General features: G+C 71.5%; 16 protein-coding genes. 13 read left to right on the top strand and 3 right to left on the bottom strand.

The features are described 5' to 3' along the window. Window positions 1-19 precede the first annotated feature (19 nt). From AB0O07_RS27225 to AB0O07_RS27185, 9 genes are all read left to right on the top strand, one after another. On the top strand, window positions 20-1099 hold the full coding sequence (locus tag AB0O07_RS27225) for a nitronate monooxygenase (protein ID WP_365637931.1): 1080 nt from the start codon (window positions 20-22) through the stop codon (window positions 1097-1099). Continuing rightward, window positions 1096-1845, top strand: coding sequence for a 16S rRNA (uracil(1498)-N(3))-methyltransferase (locus tag AB0O07_RS27220; RefSeq protein ID WP_365637929.1), 750 nt, complete (start codon window positions 1096-1098; stop codon window positions 1843-1845). The genes AB0O07_RS27225 and AB0O07_RS27220 overlap by 4 nt, the downstream gene beginning before the upstream one ends. 211 nt (window positions 1846-2056) lie before the next feature. Continuing rightward, window positions 2057-2416 (top strand): histidine triad nucleotide-binding protein, encoded by a 360-nt coding sequence (locus AB0O07_RS27215; RefSeq protein ID WP_365637928.1) that lies wholly within the window; start codon window positions 2057-2059, stop codon window positions 2414-2416. 5 nt (window positions 2417-2421) lie between these two features. Beyond that, window positions 2422-3324, top strand: coding sequence for a ribonuclease Z (locus tag AB0O07_RS27210; RefSeq protein ID WP_365637925.1), 903 nt, complete (start codon window positions 2422-2424; stop codon window positions 3322-3324). A gap of 397 nt (window positions 3325-3721) precedes the next feature. After that, window positions 3722-4810, top strand: a complete 1089-nt coding sequence (locus AB0O07_RS27205) for a PfkB family carbohydrate kinase (RefSeq protein ID WP_365638243.1) — start codon at window positions 3722-3724, stop codon at window positions 4808-4810. 280 nt (window positions 4811-5090) lie between these two features. Beyond that, complete coding sequence (locus AB0O07_RS27200; protein ID WP_365637923.1) at window positions 5091-7211, top strand: PhoH family protein; 2121 nt, start codon at window positions 5091-5093, stop codon at window positions 7209-7211. A 13-nt stretch (window positions 7212-7224) separates the two neighbouring features. Continuing rightward, window positions 7225-7722: an rRNA maturation RNase YbeY gene (ybeY, locus tag AB0O07_RS27195; RefSeq protein WP_365637920.1), complete on the top strand. Its 498-nt coding sequence runs from the start codon at window positions 7225-7227 to the stop codon at window positions 7720-7722. After that, window positions 7719-9008 carry a hemolysin family protein gene (locus tag AB0O07_RS27190; protein WP_365637918.1) on the top strand — a complete coding sequence of 430 codons (1290 nt, stop codon included), beginning with the start codon at window positions 7719-7721 and terminating at the stop codon, window positions 9006-9008. The genes ybeY and AB0O07_RS27190 overlap by 4 nt, the downstream gene beginning before the upstream one ends. Before the next feature lie 13 nt (window positions 9009-9021). Further along, window positions 9022-9396 (top strand): MmcQ/YjbR family DNA-binding protein, encoded by a 375-nt coding sequence (locus tag AB0O07_RS27185; RefSeq protein ID WP_365637916.1) that lies wholly within the window; start codon window positions 9022-9024, stop codon window positions 9394-9396. Window positions 9397-9419: 23 nt separating this feature from the next. Here the strand turns inward: AB0O07_RS27185 and AB0O07_RS27180 are convergent, their stop codons facing one another. Beyond that, window positions 9420-9656: a hypothetical protein gene (locus AB0O07_RS27180; protein WP_365637914.1), complete on the bottom strand. Its 237-nt coding sequence runs from the start codon at window positions 9654-9656 to the stop codon at window positions 9420-9422. A 91-nt stretch (window positions 9657-9747) separates the two neighbouring features. Between AB0O07_RS27180 and AB0O07_RS27175 the strand changes: the two genes are divergently transcribed. The 3 genes from AB0O07_RS27175 (at window position 9748) to era (ending at window position 11998) form a co-directional block, all read left to right on the top strand. Beyond that, window positions 9748-10506: a GntR family transcriptional regulator gene (locus AB0O07_RS27175; protein WP_365637912.1), complete on the top strand. Its 759-nt coding sequence runs from the start codon at window positions 9748-9750 to the stop codon at window positions 10504-10506. Window positions 10507-10588: 82 nt separating this feature from the next. Next, the gene (locus tag AB0O07_RS27170) at window positions 10589-10954 is read left to right on the top strand and encodes a cytidine deaminase (protein ID WP_365637910.1); all 366 of its coding nucleotides are present in this window, start codon (window positions 10589-10591) and stop codon (window positions 10952-10954) included. 72 nt (window positions 10955-11026) lie between these two features. Further along, entirely contained in the window at window positions 11027-11998 is a 972-nt protein-coding gene (gene era, locus AB0O07_RS27165) for a GTPase Era (RefSeq protein ID WP_365637908.1), read from the top strand. A 42-nt stretch (window positions 11999-12040) separates the two neighbouring features. Here era and AB0O07_RS27160 read toward each other — a convergent pair whose 3' ends face one another. Together AB0O07_RS27160 and AB0O07_RS27155 are read right to left on the bottom strand one after the other, a co-directional pair. After that, complete coding sequence (locus tag AB0O07_RS27160; protein WP_365637906.1) at window positions 12041-12307, bottom strand: protealysin inhibitor emfourin; 267 nt, start codon at window positions 12305-12307, stop codon at window positions 12041-12043. A gap of 78 nt (window positions 12308-12385) precedes the next feature. After that, the gene (locus AB0O07_RS27155) at window positions 12386-13501 is read right to left on the bottom strand and encodes a M4 family metallopeptidase (protein ID WP_365637905.1); all 1116 of its coding nucleotides are present in this window, start codon (window positions 13499-13501) and stop codon (window positions 12386-12388) included. 336 nt (window positions 13502-13837) lie between these two features. On the opposite strand from AB0O07_RS27155, the gene leuA reads away from it, so the two are divergent. Beyond that, complete coding sequence (leuA, locus tag AB0O07_RS27150) at window positions 13838-15598, top strand: 2-isopropylmalate synthase (RefSeq protein WP_365637903.1); 1761 nt, start codon at window positions 13838-13840, stop codon at window positions 15596-15598. The last annotated feature ends 233 nt before the right edge of the window (window positions 15599-15831 follow it).

The raw sequence follows: 15831 nt of genomic DNA, 5'->3' as shown, positions 1-15831 counted from the left end.
GGCATGGCACCATGCGTGCATGTCCACCGCACTGACCGATCTCTGCCGGTATCCGATCGTGCAGGCCCCCATGGCGGGCGGCGCCTCCTGCCCGAAGCTCGCCTCGGCCGTCTCCGAGGCCGGGGGACTGGGATTCCTCGCCGCCGGTTACAAGACGGTCGACGGCATGTACGAGGAGATCAAGCAGCTCCGGGGCCTCACCGGCCGCCCCTTCGGCGTCAACCTCTTCATGCCGCAGCCGCGCTACGCCGACCACGCGGCCGTCGAGGTCTACAGCGAGCAGCTCGCCGGTGAGGCCGCCTGGTACCAGACCCCGCTCGGTGACCCCACGACCGGGTGGGACGACGCGTTCGAGGCCAAGACCGCGATCCTGCTCGACGACCCCGTGCCGGTCGTCTCGTTCACCTTCGGCTGCCCGAACCGGGCCACCCTCGACGCCTTCGCCAAAGCCGGTACGTACACCGTGGTCACCGTCACCACGCCCGAGGAGGCCCAGACCGCCCAGTGGTCCGGCGCCGACGCCGTCTGCGTCCAGGGCATCGAGGCCGGCGGCCACCAGGGCACCCACCGTGACGACCCGGCCACGGACGGCGCCGGTATCGGGCTGCTCTCGCTGATCGCGCAGGTCAAGGACGCCGTCCAGCTCCCCGTCATCGCCACGGGCGGCCTCATGCGCGGCGGCCAGATCGCCGCCGTCCTCGCGGCGGGCGCCGACGCCGCCCAGCTCGGCACCGCGTTCCTGGTCTGCCCCGAGTCCGGCGCCAACGCCCTGCACAAGCAGGCCATGACCAACCCGCTCTTCGTCCGCACCGAACTGACCCGCGCCTTCTCGGGACGCCCCGCGCGCGGCCTCGTCAACCGCTTCATGCGCGAGCACGGCCCGTACGCCCCGCCCGCGTACCCCGAGGTCCACCACCTCACCTCCGGGCTCCGCAAGGCCGCGGCCAAGGCGGGCGACGCGCAGGGCATGGCGCTCTGGGCGGGCCAGGGCCACCGGATGGCGCGCGAACTGCCCGCCGGGAAGCTCGTCGAGATCCTGGCGGGCGAACTCGCCGCCACCCGCGCCTCGTTCCTCCCCGGCCTCGGCAGCGCCCCGTGACGGCTCCCGTCTTCGTCGTGGACGACTTCGGCCCCCGGGACGGCCACCGGTTCGTCCTGGACGGGCCCGAGGGGCGGCACGCCGTATCGGTGAAGCGCATGCGGCCCGGCGAGGACGTCGTCCTGACCGACGGCGCCGGCCGGTGGGCCGACTGCGTGGTGCTGGCGGCCGAGGGCAAGGACCGGCTGGTCGTCCAGCTCGACGCGATCGCCGAGGAGCCGCCGGAGTCCCCGCACATCACCGTCGTCCAGGCCCTCCCCAAGGGCGACCGGGGCGAACTCGCCGTCGAGACCATGACGGAGACCGGCGTCGACGCCATCGTCCCCTGGGCCGCCGCACGCTGCGTCACCCAGTGGCGCGGCGACCGGGGCGCGAAGGCGCTCGCCAAGTGGCGGGCCACCGCGCGGGAGGCGGGCAAGCAGTCGCGCCGGGTGCGGTTCCCCGAGGTCGCGGACGCCATGACCACGAAGCAGGTCGCCGCCCTGCTCGCCACCGCCGACCTCGCGGCCGTCCTGCACGAGGACCGGGAGGCCGACAGCGAGGCGCTGGCCACCGCCGAACTCCCCGCCGCCGGTTCGATCGTGCTGGTCGTCGGGCCGGAAGGCGGCGTGTCGCCCGAGGAGTTGGCGGTGTTCGCCGAGGCGGGCGGGCGCCCGTACCGGCTGGGCCCCACCGTGCTCCGCACCTCCACGGCGGGTACGGCGGCCGCGGCACTGCTCCTGGGGCGCACGGGACGCTGGTCCTGACCGTACGGCCGCCGGTCCCGCACCGTGCGTACGGCCGCCGGTCCTGGCCGTACGACGCCGCTCCTGACCGCCGGTCCTGGGCGCCGCTCCCGGCCGTACGGATAGCATGCGGTGCGGCCGCGGCTGATCACTCGGCGGCAGCCGCCAGCCACCGCACCAGCGCACACCCGCACCATCACCAGCCCGCACCATCACCCAGGAGGCCGGGGCCATGGCCGGAGAACCACAGGCGGATTGCCTGTTCTGCAAGATCGTCTCGGGGGAGGTACCGGCGACCGTCGTGCGCGAGAGCGAGACCACCGTCGCCTTCCGGGACATCAACCCCAAAGCCCCGACGCACGTCCTGGTCATCCCGCGCGCCCACTACCCGGACGCCGCCTCCCTCGCCGCCGCCGAGCCGGCCGTCGCCGCCGACATACTGCGCGAGGCCGCCGCCGTGGCCGCCGGTGACCAGGTGGACGCCACCGGCTACCGCATCGTGTTCAACACGGGCGCCGGCGCAGGCCAGACCGTCTTCCACGCGCACGCCCATGTCCTGGGCGGACGCGGCCTCGAATGGCCCCCGGGATAACCGCCGTGTCCGTACGGGAACTGGTCGTGCTGGGCACCGCGAGCCAGGTGCCCACCCGCCACCGCAACCACAACGGCTATCTGCTCCGCTGGGACGGCGAGGGCCTGCTCTTCGACCCGGGCGAGGGCACCCAGCGCCAGATGGTGCGCGCCGGCGTCGCCGCGCACGACATCAACCGGATCTGCGTCACGCACTTCCACGGCGACCACTCGCTCGGCCTGGCCGGGGTCATCCAGCGCATCAACCTGGACCAGGTGCCGCACGAGATCACCGCGCACTACCCGGCGAGCGGACAGCGCTTCTTCGACCGGCTCCGGTACGCCACGGCCTACCGCGAGACGGTCCCGCTCACCGAGGCGCCCGTCGCGGCGGCGGGGGTGCTGGCCGACACCCCCGCGTACACCCTGGAGGCGCGGAAGCTCTCGCACCCCGTCGAGGCGTACGGCTACCGCCTCACCGAGCCCGACGGGCGCCGGATGGACCCCGTGCGGCTCGCCGCCCACGGGATCGCCGGGCCCGACATCGGGCGGCTCCAGCGCGCGGGGGTGCTCAGGGGCGTCACGCTCGACGAGGTCAGCGAGGTGCGGCGGGGGCAGCGCTTCGCGTTCGTCATGGACACCCGGCTCTGCGACGGGGTGTTCGCGCTCGCCGAGGGGTGCGATCTGCTGGCCATCGAGTCGACGTTCCTGGACGAGGACGAACTCCTCGCCGATACGTACGGTCATCTCACCGCGGGTCAGGCGGGGCGGGTGGCGGCGGAGTCCGGCGTACGCCATCTCGTGCTGACGCACTTCTCGCAGCGTTACGGCGACCCCGGGGAGTTCGAGCGGCAGGCGCGCGCGGCGGGGTTCGCGGGCGAACTGACGGTCGCCGCCGACCTCGTACGGGTACCGCTGCCGAAGCGCTGACGGCGGCCTCCGGGGGCGGCCTCCCGCCGGCCGGTCAGGAGGGGCCCGGGGATCGGGCAGACTGTCCGGATCCGCACGCGATCGGGAGCCCGCCGTGATCACACCCCATGGAGACCCGCTGGACCACACAGAGAACACGGACCCGGCCCACGCCGCCCCGGACCATACGGGCGGCGGCGGTACGGGGGGATCCCTTACGGGGGGATCCGGATCCCGTACGGGGGGATCCCGTACGGGTGGGGACGGTAGGGGAGCGGAACGTACGGCTCGGGAACGCACGGCCCCGGAGCGGTCGGCCCCGGCCCCCGACGCCCCGGCCCCCGACGCCCCGGCCGGCTCCGGCCCGGAGCAGCCAGCCCTGGGGCACACCGCGCACACCGCCCGGGGGCACTCCGCACTGGACCACACCGCCGATGTCGACCCGCTCGGCCCGCTGCGCGCCCCGGACGACCCCGAGTGCGACGTATACCTGACCGGCACGGTCTTCCTCGACATCATCTTCACCGGCCTGGACAGCGCCCCCGTACGGGGCACCGAGTCCTGGGCCAGGGGCATGGGGTCCAGCCCCGGCGGCATCGCCAACATGGCCTCCGCGCTCGCCCGCCTCGGGCTGCGTACCTCGCTCTGCGCCGCCTTCGGGGACGACCACTACGGGGAGTACTGCTGGGACGCGCTGGAGCAGGGCGAGGGCATCGACCTCTCCCGGTCGCGCACCGTGCCCGGCTGGCACTCCCCGGTGACCGTCTCCATGGCGTACGAGGGCGAGCGCACCATGGTCTCGCACGGCCACGAGGCACCGCCCCCGGAGGCCGCGCTCCCCGAGTGCCCGCCCCGCGCGCGGGCCGCCGTCGCCGCGCTCGCGCCGGGCCGGTGCGACGAGTGGATCGCCCACAGCGCGCGCCACGGCACCCGGATCTTCGCCGACGTCGGCTGGGACGACACCGGCCGCTGGGACCTGGCGGGCCTGGCCGACCTGGCGCACTGCGAGGCGTTCCTGCCCAACGCCGAGGAGGCCATGCGGTACACCCGTACGGAGTGCCCCAGGGCCGCCGCACGGAAGCTCGCCGACCGGGTGCCGCTGGCCGTCGTCACCCTGGGCGCGGAGGGCGCGTACGCCGTGGACGGGGCGACCGGCGAGACCGCGGAGGTCCCGGCGATCGAGGTGGCCGCCCTCGACCCGACGGGCGCGGGCGATGTCTTCGTCGCCGGGTTCGTCACCGGCACCCTGGCCGGCTGGCCGCTCGCCGACCGGCTCGCCTTCGCCGGGCTCACCGCGGCGCTCTCGGTCCAGGAGTTCGGCGGCTCGCTCTCCGCGCCCGGGTGGGCGGAGGTCGCGGCCTGGTGGAGCTATGTCCAGGGCTCCCCGGAGCAGGACCCGGCGGCGCTGCGGCGGTACGCGTTCCTCGCCGAGCTGCTGCCCGCGCCGCCGAGGCCGTGGCCGCTGCGGAGGGCCGTACCGACGATCGGCTTCGGCCGCTCGGCCTGAGCGGGGCGTGGCGGGGGAGTGGCGGTCCGTGGCGCCCCGGGTCCGCCGCCCCCGCCGCCTGCCCCCGCCGCACCCCCTCCCGCCCGTGGCGCGGGAGGCACCCGCCACAGGCGGGAGAGCCCGCCGCCCGTGGCGGGGGAAGCCCCCACCCACGGTGGCGGAGGTGCGGGGGAAAAGCCCTAGGGCCTTGTCAGTGCGGGGTCGTACGCTGGTACTCCAGAGGTTGTCGAGCGGCGAGAACCCTGCAACGGGAGGTATGCGCAGGCCACCCGGCCGGCCCATGACTCAGACACCCACCACGGTCCAGACCCCGGCGTCCGACGCGGCCGCCACGCCTCCACCGGCACGTGCCCGGTGGACCGTCCCCGCCCAGCACCCCATGGTCACGGTCCTGGGCTCAGGGGACTCCCTCCTGCGAGTGATCGAGAAGGCGTTCCCGGCCGCCGACATCCATGTCCGGGGAAACGAGATCAGCGCGAGCGGCAGCGCGGCGGACGTCGCGCTCATCCAGCGCCTGTTCGACGAGATGATGCTGGTGCTCCGCACCGGTCAGCCGATGACGGAGGACGCAGTGGAACGTTCGATCGCCATGCTCAGGGCGAGCGAGAACGGCGGCGCGGACGGACCCGAGACGCCCGCCGATGTGCTCACCCAGAACATTCTCTCCAACCGGGGCCGCACGATCCGGCCCAAGACGCTCAACCAGAAGCGGTACGTCGACGCGATCGACCGGCACACGATCGTCTTCGGCATCGGGCCCGCCGGTACGGGCAAGACGTATCTGGCCATGGCCAAGGCCGTACAGGCGCTCCAGGCCAAGCAGGTCACCCGGATCATCCTGACCCGGCCCGCCGTCGAGGCGGGCGAGCGGCTCGGCTTCCTGCCCGGCACGCTCTACGAGAAGATCGACCCGTATCTGCGCCCGCTCTACGACGCGCTGCACGACATGCTCGACCCCGACTCGATCCCGCGTCTGATGGCGGCGGGCACGATCGAGGTCGCGCCGCTGGCGTACATGCGCGGGCGTGCTCAGCCGGTCTTCACGAAGGTGCTGACCCCGGATGGCTGGCGCCCCATGGGCGACCTTCGGGTAGGCGATCTGGTCATCGGATCCAACGGAGAGCCGACCCCGGTTCTCGGCGTGTATCCGCAAGGCGAGAAGGACATCTACCGCGTCAGCGCCCAGGACGGTTCCTCGACGCTCTGCTGTGACGAACATCTGTGGACGGTCCGGACGGCATCCGACCGTCGTCGTGGCAAGCCGTGGCGCGTTCTTGAGACCAAAGAGATGATCGGCAATCTCCGGGCCGCACACGCTCGCCGGTACGAACTGCCGATGCTGACCGCACCGGTGTGCTTCCCGGAGCGCGAGATTCCGATGGACGCCTACGCACTTGGTCTGCTGCTGGGAGACGGCTGCCTGACCGGCCGCACCACACCTTCCTTCGCCACGAACGATCCGGAACTCGCTTCCGCTCTGGAGAGTGCGCTTCCGGGCGTCAGCGTGCGGTGGAAAGGGGGTGTGGATTACGTCCTGAACCGAGTGAAGTCGCCGGGTGACGTCATCACTGTGGAAAACCCCGTCACCAGGACTCTCCGGGCGCTGGAGCTGTTCGGAACCGGGTCCCAATCGAAGTTCGTTCCGGACGAGTACCTGCACAACAGCGCCGAGGTCCGTCTGGCGCTGCTGCAAGGGCTGCTGGACGCCGACGGGGGACCGGTGGCCCAGACCGGCCGGACGTGCCGGATTCAGTACAGCACGACATCGATTCTCCTTCGTGACGATGTCATCGCTCTCGTGCGGTCGCTGGGTGGTGTGGCCTACAGCCGTCGCCGGGTGGCAGCGGGGCGTGTGCCGGGGAAGGCCCGTGGCCGGGAAGTGATTCACCGCCATGACGCGCACGTCATCGACATCCGGCTCCCCGAGGGCATCGAGCCCTTCCGGCTGGCGCGCAAGAGGGACACCTACCTGGCCGCCGGTGGCGGTGGACGTCCCATGCGCCACATCGACAGCATCGAACCGGCGGGCCGTGAGGAAGCCGTGTGCATCCAGGTTGCCGCGGCCGACTCGCTTTATGTGACCGAGGACTATCTGCTGACGCACAACACGCTCAATGACGCGTTCATCATCCTGGACGAGGCGCAGAACACCAGCCCCGAGCAGATGAAGATGTTCCTGACCCGCCTCGGCTTCGACTCGAAGATCGTCATCACGGGCGACATCACCCAGGTCGACCTCCCGGGCTCCACGAAGAGCGGTCTGCGCCAGGTCCAGGAGATCCTGGAGGGCGTGGACGACGTGCACTTCTCCCGCCTCACCTCGCAGGATGTCGTACGGCACAAGCTCGTCGGCCGTATCGTCGACGCGTACGAGCAGTACGACAGCCGAAACGGGAAGTAGAACACAGCGCACCATGTCGATCGACGTCAACAACGAGTCAGGCACCGAGGTCGACGAGCAGGCGATCCTCGACGTCGCCCGCTACGCGCTCACCCGGATGCGGATCCACCCGCTCTCCGAGCTGTCGGTGATCGTGGTGGACGACGCCGCGATGGAGCAGCTCCACATCCAGTGGATGGACCTGCCCGGGCCGACGGATGTCATGTCCTTCCCGATGGACGAGTTGCGTCCGCCGGTCAAGGACGACGAGGAGCCCCCGCAGGGGCTCCTCGGTGACATCGTGCTCTGCCCCGAGGTCGCCGAGCGGCAAGGCGAGGAGGCGCCGACGCGGCACTCGATGGACGAGGAGCTCCAGCTCCTGACGGTCCACGGGGTGCTGCACCTCCTCGGGTACGACCATGAAGTGCCGGAGGAGAAGGCCGAGATGTTCGGTCTCCAGGCGGCCATCATCGACGGCTGGCGCGCCGAGCGGGGGCTCACCGGCCCGTCGCCCGCGCCCACGCTGACATGACCGCGCAACTGATCGCCGGCGCCGTCGCGCTGGTCGTCGTGGCGTGGCTCGCGGCCTCCGCCGAGGCGGGCATCGCGCGGGTCTCCAGCTTCCGCGCGGACGAGGCGGTACGGTCCGGGCGGCGCGGCGCGGCGAAGCTGGCGCAGGTCGCCGCCGACCCCACGCGCTATCTCAATGTGGCGCTGCTGGTACGGGTCGCCTGCGAGATGGCGGCCGGGGTGCTCGTCACCTACGTCTGCCTGGAGAGCTTCCGGGAGACCTGGGCGGCGCTGGTCGTCGCGATCGGGGTGATGGTCCTCGTCTCGTACGTCGCGGTCGGCGTCTCGCCCCGTACGATCGGCCGCCAGCACCCGCTGAACACGGCGACGGCCTCCGCGTACGTCCTGCTGCCGCTGGCCAGGATCATGGGCCCGGTCCCGCAGCTCCTGATCCTCCTGGGCAACGCGCTGACGCCCGGAAAGGGCTTCCGCAAGGGCCCGTTCGCCAGCGAGGCCGAGCTGCGCGCCATGGTCGACCTGGCGGAGGCGGAGTCCCTGATCGAGGACGACGAGCGCAGAATGGTCCACTCGGTCTTCGAACTCGGGGACACCCTGGTCCGCGAGGTGATGGTGCCGCGCACGGACCTGGTCTGCATCGAGCGGTACAAGACGGTCCGTCAGGCGCTCACGCTGGCGCTGCGCTCGGGCTTCTCCCGGATCCCGGTGACCGGGGAGAACGAGGACGACATCGTCGGCATCGTCTACCTCAAGGACCTCGTCAGGAAGACCCACATCAACCGGGACGCGGAGGCGGACCTGGTCTCCACGGCGATGCGCCCGGCGGCGTTCGTGCCCGACACGAAGAACGCGGGGGACCTGCTGCGCGAGATGCAGCAGGAGCGGAGCCATGTCGCGGTCGTGATCGACGAGTACGGCGGGACGGCCGGGATCGTCACCATCGAGGACATCCTGGAGGAGATCGTCGGCGAGATCACCGACGAGTACGACCGCGAACTGCCCCCGGTAGCGGAGCTGGGCGACGGCTCGTACCGGGTGACGGCCCGGCTCGACATCGGCGACCTCGGGGAGCTGTTCGGGCTCGACGAGTACGACGACGAGGACGTGGAGACGGTCGGCGGCCTCCTCGCGAAGGCCCTGGGCCGCGTCCCCATCGCGGGCGCGACGGCCACGGTGGACCTCCCCGACGGGCGCACCCTCCGCCTCACGGCGGAGTCCCCGGCAGGCCGCCGCAACAAGATCGTCACGGTCCTGGTCCAGCCCCTCCACACAGAGGCCCCCACCCCATGACCGAGCCCACCCGATGACCGAGCCCGCCCTGACGGCCGAGGCGGTACGCGCGTACTGCCTCGGCCTGAACGGCTCCTACGAGGACACCCCGTTCCCCCGCAACCCCGACCTGACCGTCTTCAAGGTCGGCGGCAGGATCTTCGCCTTCTGCGCCCTGGCGGAGACCCCCCTGAAACTCTCCCTCAAATGCGACCCGGAAGAGGCCCTCCGCCTGAGAGCGGCCCACGACGCGATCACCCCCGGCCGGCACCTCAACAAACGCCACTGGAACACGATCACGGCCCCGGAACTCCCGCCCCGCATGGTCCGCGAGCTGATCGAGGACTCGTACGACCTGGTCGTCGCGGGCCTCCCCAGAACAGAACGCCTCCGCCTGGACCGGCCATAGGGAGATGACCGCCCTGCGGGCGTTCAACGCCCCACCGTCCGCGGGGCTTCCAGCCCGACCACGGTGAACGCCCGCAGCCGCATCACGAGCTGACCGGCCCGGACCCACCGCACACGGGGATCGTCGAAGGCCACCCCCGCGACATCCACCGGCACCGGAGACGAGAACCCCGGCCGATAGAGCGCACCCCGCACGCCGACCGGGGCGAAGTCCCGGCCGTACGGTCGTTCGTCCGCGTAGGCGATGCCCCGGCCCTTCACGACGGGAGCGCCGGGGTCGGCTCACGGCTCCATGCCGATGCGTGCGTACCCCTGTGCTCCAGGGTGCCTGGAGAAGAGGGAGGTCCTGCGTATGTCGACAACGGGCGGCGGTCGTCAGCCGAAGTACCGGCGTATCGCCGACACCCTTCGGGAGGCGATCAGGGCGGGCGAGTACGGCCCCGGGGCGCGGCTGCCGGGGGAGAACGACCTTATGGCCGCTCATGGGGTGGCCCGGATGACGGCGCGTCAGGCGCTCGGGGTGTTGCAGAGCGAGGGGATCGCGGAGTCCCGCAAGGGGGCCGGGGTGTTCGTCCGGTCGTTCCGCCCGGTGCGGCGCCGTGGTGTGCAGCGGCTCTCCGGAGAGGTGTGGGGCGGCGGCCGGTCCGTGTGGGCGGTGGATGCCGGGGACCGGGAGCTCGTCGTGGACCGGGTCCGGGTGGGTGAGGAGGTCGCGCCGGAGCGGATCGCACGGGTTCTGGGGATCGAGGCGGGTGGCGCCGTCTGCGTACGGGAGCGGAGGTTCGTGCTGGACGGGAAGCCCGTGCTCCTGGCCACCAGTTTCCTGCCCTCCGCCCTGGTCGCCGGGTCCGCCGTCACCCGGGAGGACACCGGGCCCGGCGGGATCTACGCGCGGCTCGGGGAACTCGGTGCGGGGCCGGTGCGCTTCAGGGAGGAGATCCGGTCCCGGATGCCGTCCCAGGAGGAGACGGAGCTGCTGAGCCTCTCCGCCGGGACGCCCGTCGTGCTCGTCTGCCGTACGGCGTTCGCCGAGGGGGAGCGGGCCGTCGAGGTGAACGAGATGGTGCTCGACTCCGCGTCGTATGTGCTGGAGTACGACTTCGACGCCTAGCGCGGATGCCGGATGCCGGACGCTGGATGCCTTGGCGTGGACGCCCGCTTCGGGGAGTGATCGGGTTGCCTATGCTCGGGGCATGACACAGAGCAGCGTTGATGGCGCCGGGATCGGTCCTGAGGATCGGAAGATCATTACGCTGGCCCGCTCCGCGCGGGCCCGGAACGGGGTGGCGGAGGGGGCGGCTGTGCGGGACGAGACGGGGCGTACGTATGTCGCCGGGAGTGTGGAGCTGGACTCGCTCAAGCTGAGCGCGTTGCGTACCGCTGTCGCGATGGCCGTGGCCAGCGGGGCGACCTCGCTGGAGGCCGCGGCGGTCGTCACCGAAGCGGCGAGCGCGTCCGACGAGGACCGGGCCGCGGTACGGGACCTCGGCGGGCCCGCGACGCCCGTGCTGGTCGCGGGGGCGGACGGCGTGGTGCGGGCCACCGTCACCGCCGGTTGACGGCGGTACGCGGCGCGCCGACCGGGTGTTCACGGGGGCGGCTGGTCGGCGCGGGGTGAAGGATCGGGGAGAATGGGCGCCATGAGCGCTCGTACCTCCTCTCCCGAGACTTCCCCCGGGCCGGCCGAGGCCCCGCACCGGGCCGGCTTCGCCTGCTTCGTCGGCCGCCCCAACGCGGGCAAGTCCACCCTCACGAACGCTCTGGTCGGCCAGAAGGTGGCCATCACCTCCAACCGGCCGCAGACCACCCGGCACACCGTGCGCGGCATCGTCCACCGGCCGGAGGCGCAGCTCATCCTGGTGGACACCCCGGGGCTGCACAAGCCGCGCACCCTGCTCGGGGAGCGCCTCAACGACGTCGTACGGACGACCTGGGCCGAGGTCGACGTCATCGGCTTCTGCCTGCCCGCCAACGAGAAGCTGGGACCGGGCGACCGCTTCATCGCCAAGGAACTGGCCGGTATCAAGAAGACCCCGAAGGTCGCCGTCGTCACCAAGACCGACCTGGTCGACTCCCAGACACTCGCCGAGCAGCTCATCGCGATCGACCAGCTCGGCCGCGAACTCGGCCTGGAGTGGGCGGAGATCGTCCCCGTCTCGGCCGTCGGCGACCGGCAGGTCGGCCTGCTGGCGGACCTCCTCGTTCCGCTGCTCCCGGAGAGCCCGCCGCTCTACCCGGAGGGCGACCTGACCGACGAGCCCGAGCAGGTCATGGTGGCCGAGCTGATCCGCGAGGCGGCGCTGGAGGGCGTACGGGACGAGCTGCCGCACTCGATCGCGGTGGTCGTCGAGGAGATGCTGCCCCGCGAGGACCGCCCCGCGGACAAGCCGCTGCTGGACATCCACGCGAACGTGTACATCGAGCGCCCGAGCCAGAAGGGCATCATCATCGGCCCGAAGGGCAAGCGCCTCAAGGAGGTCGGGACGAAGTCCCGCAAACACATCGAGGCCCTGCTCGGTACCCCGGTCTTCCTCGACCTGCACGTCAAGGTCGCCAAGGACTGGCAGCGGGACCCCAAGCAGCTTCGCAAGCTGGGGTTCTGAGAGCGACGCACGCCGCTTCGGCGTCCGGATTCACGCCCCTTTTCACGCCCCTTCCTTCAGCACCCGCGAGATCAGTTCCCGCTGCGCGTCCGTCAGGTGCGGGTCCGCGCAGTGGACCGTGCGGCCGTCCACGGTGATCGTGTACGCGAAGCCGTCCGGGACCCCGGTGCGCGGGGCGGGGGTGCCGCCGGTGAGGGCTCGGTGGGCCAGGGCCTGCCAGTGGGGGGCGTCGGGGTGGTCGGCCGTGTCGACCTCCGCGGTCCGCTCGATGCCGGCGAAGCCGCCCGTACGCCGTACTTGGATACGCATGGGTCCTGTCTAGTACGGGTACGGGCGGCGACGGTAGGCCCGGCCGCCCGTACCGGGGGTGAATCGTGCCGGCCCGCGTCAGGTGGCCGGGACGCCCACCTGGGACCAGGCCTTGACCGTCGCTTCGAGCTCCGCCGCGTCCCCGTAGCGGGCCCGCGCCGCCGCGACCGTCAGACGGGCGAAGTCCGTGAACTCCGCGTCCACCTCCAGCTCCCCGCCGGTCAGCACGTCGAACCAGATCTGCCCGGCCCGCTCCCACGCCTTGCCGCCGAGCTCCGTGGCCAGCAGGTAGAACGCGTGGTTCGGGATGCCCGAGTTGATGTGCACCCCGCCGTTGTCCTTGCTGGTCCGTACGTAGTCGTCCATGGTGGCCGGCTGCGGGTCCTTGCCGAGGGCCGGGTCGTCGTACGCCGTGCCCGGGGCCTTCATGGAGCGCAGGGCCACCCCGTGGACGCGCGGCCCGAGCAGTCCCTCGCCGATCAGCCAGTCCGCCTGGTCGGCCGTCCGGTCGAGGGCGTGCTGCTTGACCAGCGTGCCGAAGACGTCCGAGAGGGACTCGTTGAGGGCGCCCGACTGGCCGTAGTACGCGAGGTTCGCCGTGTACTGGGTGAGGCCGTGCGTCAGCTCGTGGCCGATCACATCCACCGGGAGGGTGAAGTCGAGGAAGACCTCCCCGTCACCGTCCCCGAAGACCATCTGCTCGCCGTCCCAGAAGGCGTTCGCGTACTCCCGGTCGTAGTGCACGCTGGCGGCCAGCGGCAGCCCGGCGCCGTCCAGCGAGTCCCTGCCGTACGCCGAGAGCAGCAGCTCGAACGTGGCGCCGAGGCCGCTGTACGCGCGGTTGACGGTGGCGTCCCCGCTCGGCTCGGAGCCCTCCTCCCGTACCTTCGTGCCCGGCAGCGCCGTGCCGTGCCGGCAGTCGTGGATGGTGCGGTGCGGTGTGCCCGTCGCCTCCCGCGTGGTGGGGGTGAGGCGCGGCGCCAGGGCGGTCAGCCGGCGGCGGGTGCGCTGCGTGGAGTCGGCCTCCAGGGTGCGGCGCGCGGGGCCGGAGAGCGCGAGGTCCTCGGACTGCGCGAGCTTGTCGAGGATGTGCGGCGGCACGATGGCGCAGAAGACCGGGGCGGCGGTGAGGGGTCCGGCAGGGGGTCGCGCGGGGGTTCCGGCGGAGGTGGCGGCGGATGCGTTGGGGTCCATGGCAGCAATGTGGCAGCCCGTTATGACTCTGTCGCTGGTTGTGACAGTCTTTACTGAAAAAGAGTGATCCCTGCCGGTAAGGTCATCATCTGATCCCGCTGGTTCCGCCTTCCGATTCCGCATAGTGATACGGAACGGCACGCGCACCCCGCCTCGGTTAAGGTGCTGAGCATCATGCGTTTCGGGCTGCTTCTCCTTAGCTGCCGCGGCGAGGGTCTGTAGTCGACAGGCCGACCCCCTCCCCGCGGAGTCTGGCGTTGCGGTGACCACGTCCCGTCGGCCGTCCCTCAGTCCCACAGGACACTCCAGATACTCCAGGAGCCAGGAGCCCTCGCCATGACCGCATCCCCTGTCGGCCGTCCGACGCCGATCACCACCGCGACCCACACCCAGCGCGCTTCCGGCATGCCGGTCCACAAGTACCGCCCGTACGACGCCGTCGACATCCCCGACCGCACCTGGCCCGACAACCGGATCACCGTCGCCCCCCGCTGGCTCTCCACCGACCTGCGCGACGGCAACCAGGCCCTGATCGACCCGATGTCCCCGGCGCGCAAGCGCGAGATGTTCGACCTGCTGGTCCGCATGGGTTACAAGGAGATCGAGGTCGGCTTCCCCTCCTCCGGCGAGACCGACTTCGCGTTCGTACGGTCGATCATCGAAGAGGACGCGATCCCCGAGGACGTGACGATCTCCGTCCTGACCCAGGCGCGCGAGGAGCTGATCGAGCGCACCGTCGAGTCGCTGCGCGGCGCCCACCACGCCACCGTGCACCTCTACAACGCCACCGCCCCCACCTTCCGCCGTGTCGTCTTCCGCGGCACGAAGGAGCAGGTCAAGCAGATCGCCGTGGACGGCACCCGGCTGGTACGGGAGTACGCGGAGAAGATCCTCGGCCCCGAGACCGTCTTCGGCTACCAGTACAGCCCCGAGATCTTCACCGACACCGAGCTGGACTTCGCGCTGGAGGTCTGCGAGGGCGTCATGGACGTCTGGCAGCCCGAGGCCGGCCGCGAGATCATCCTCAATCTGCCCGCCACCGTCGAGCGCTCCACGCCCTCCACCCACGCGGACCGCTTCGAGTGGATGTCCCGCAACCTCTCCCGCCGCGAGCACATCTGCCTCTCCGTGCACCCGCACAACGACCGGGGCACCGCCGTCGCCGCCGCCGAGCTGGCGCTGATGGCCGGCGCCGACCGGATCGAGGGATGCCTCTTCGGACAGGGCGAGCGGACCGGCAACGTCGACCTGGTGACGCTGGGCATGAACCTGTTCTCGCAGGGTGTCGACCCGCAGATCGACTTCTCCCGCATCGACGAGATCCGCCGTACCAGCGAGTACTGCAACCAGATGGAGATCCACCCGCGCCACCCGTACGCGGGCGACCTCGTCTACACCGCCTTCTCCGGCTCCCACCAGGACGCCATCAAGAAGGGCTTCGACGCCCGCGAGGCCGACGCCGCCGCGCAGGGCAGGCCGGTCGACGAGATCGAGTGGGCCGTCCCGTACCTGCCGGTCGACCCGAAGGACGTGGGCCGCTCCTACGAGGCGGTCATCCGCGTCAACTCGCAGTCCGGCAAGGGCGGTATCGCGTACGTCCTGAACAACGACCACAAGCTGGACCTGCCGCGCCGGATGCAGATCGAGTTCTCCCGGATCATCCAGGCCAAGACCGACGCCGAGGGCGGCGAGGTCACCCCCGGCCAGATCTGGTCGGTCTTCCGCGACGAGTACCTGCCCAACCCGGAGAACCCGTGGGGCCGTATCCAGCTCCGCTCCGGCCAGTCCACCATCGACACGGACGGCCGGGACACCCTCACCGTCCAGGCCGTCGTGGACGGTACGGAGACGGTCCTGACCGGCACCGGGAACGGTCCGATCTCCGCCTTCTTCGAGGCCCTGGCCCAGATCGGGGTGGACGCCCGGCTGCTGGACTACCAGGAGCACACCATGAGCGAGGGCGCGAGCGCCAAGGCCGCCTCGTACATCGAGTGCGCCATGGACGGAAAGGTCCTCTGGGGCATCGGCATCGACGCCAACACCACCCGCGCTTCACTCAAGGCGGTCATTTCCGCCGTGAACCGCGCGAGCCGCTGAGTCACCGCCCCGCCGCCGGGCCCCCGGCGCTGACCTGAGCTTTTCCGAACCCCGCCACCGTACGTGACCGGCGGGGTTCGGCCATGTCACGGCGAATCGTTTACGCGGTGCTGACGCCGCCTCACGGATGTGGCTAACATCACGTCAACGCGGCTGCGCCGGGTCCGGAATCCCAGGGACGGGGAGGGACACGGCGGAGCTGCGGCGTGCGGCGCAAAGAAGCGTCGCCGGAG

This window comes from Streptomyces sp. NPDC093085, from assembly GCF_040683935.1.
GTDB lineage: Bacteria > Actinomycetota > Actinomycetes > Streptomycetales > Streptomycetaceae > Streptomyces.
This window is presented reverse-complemented; position numbering and strand designations above follow the sequence as displayed.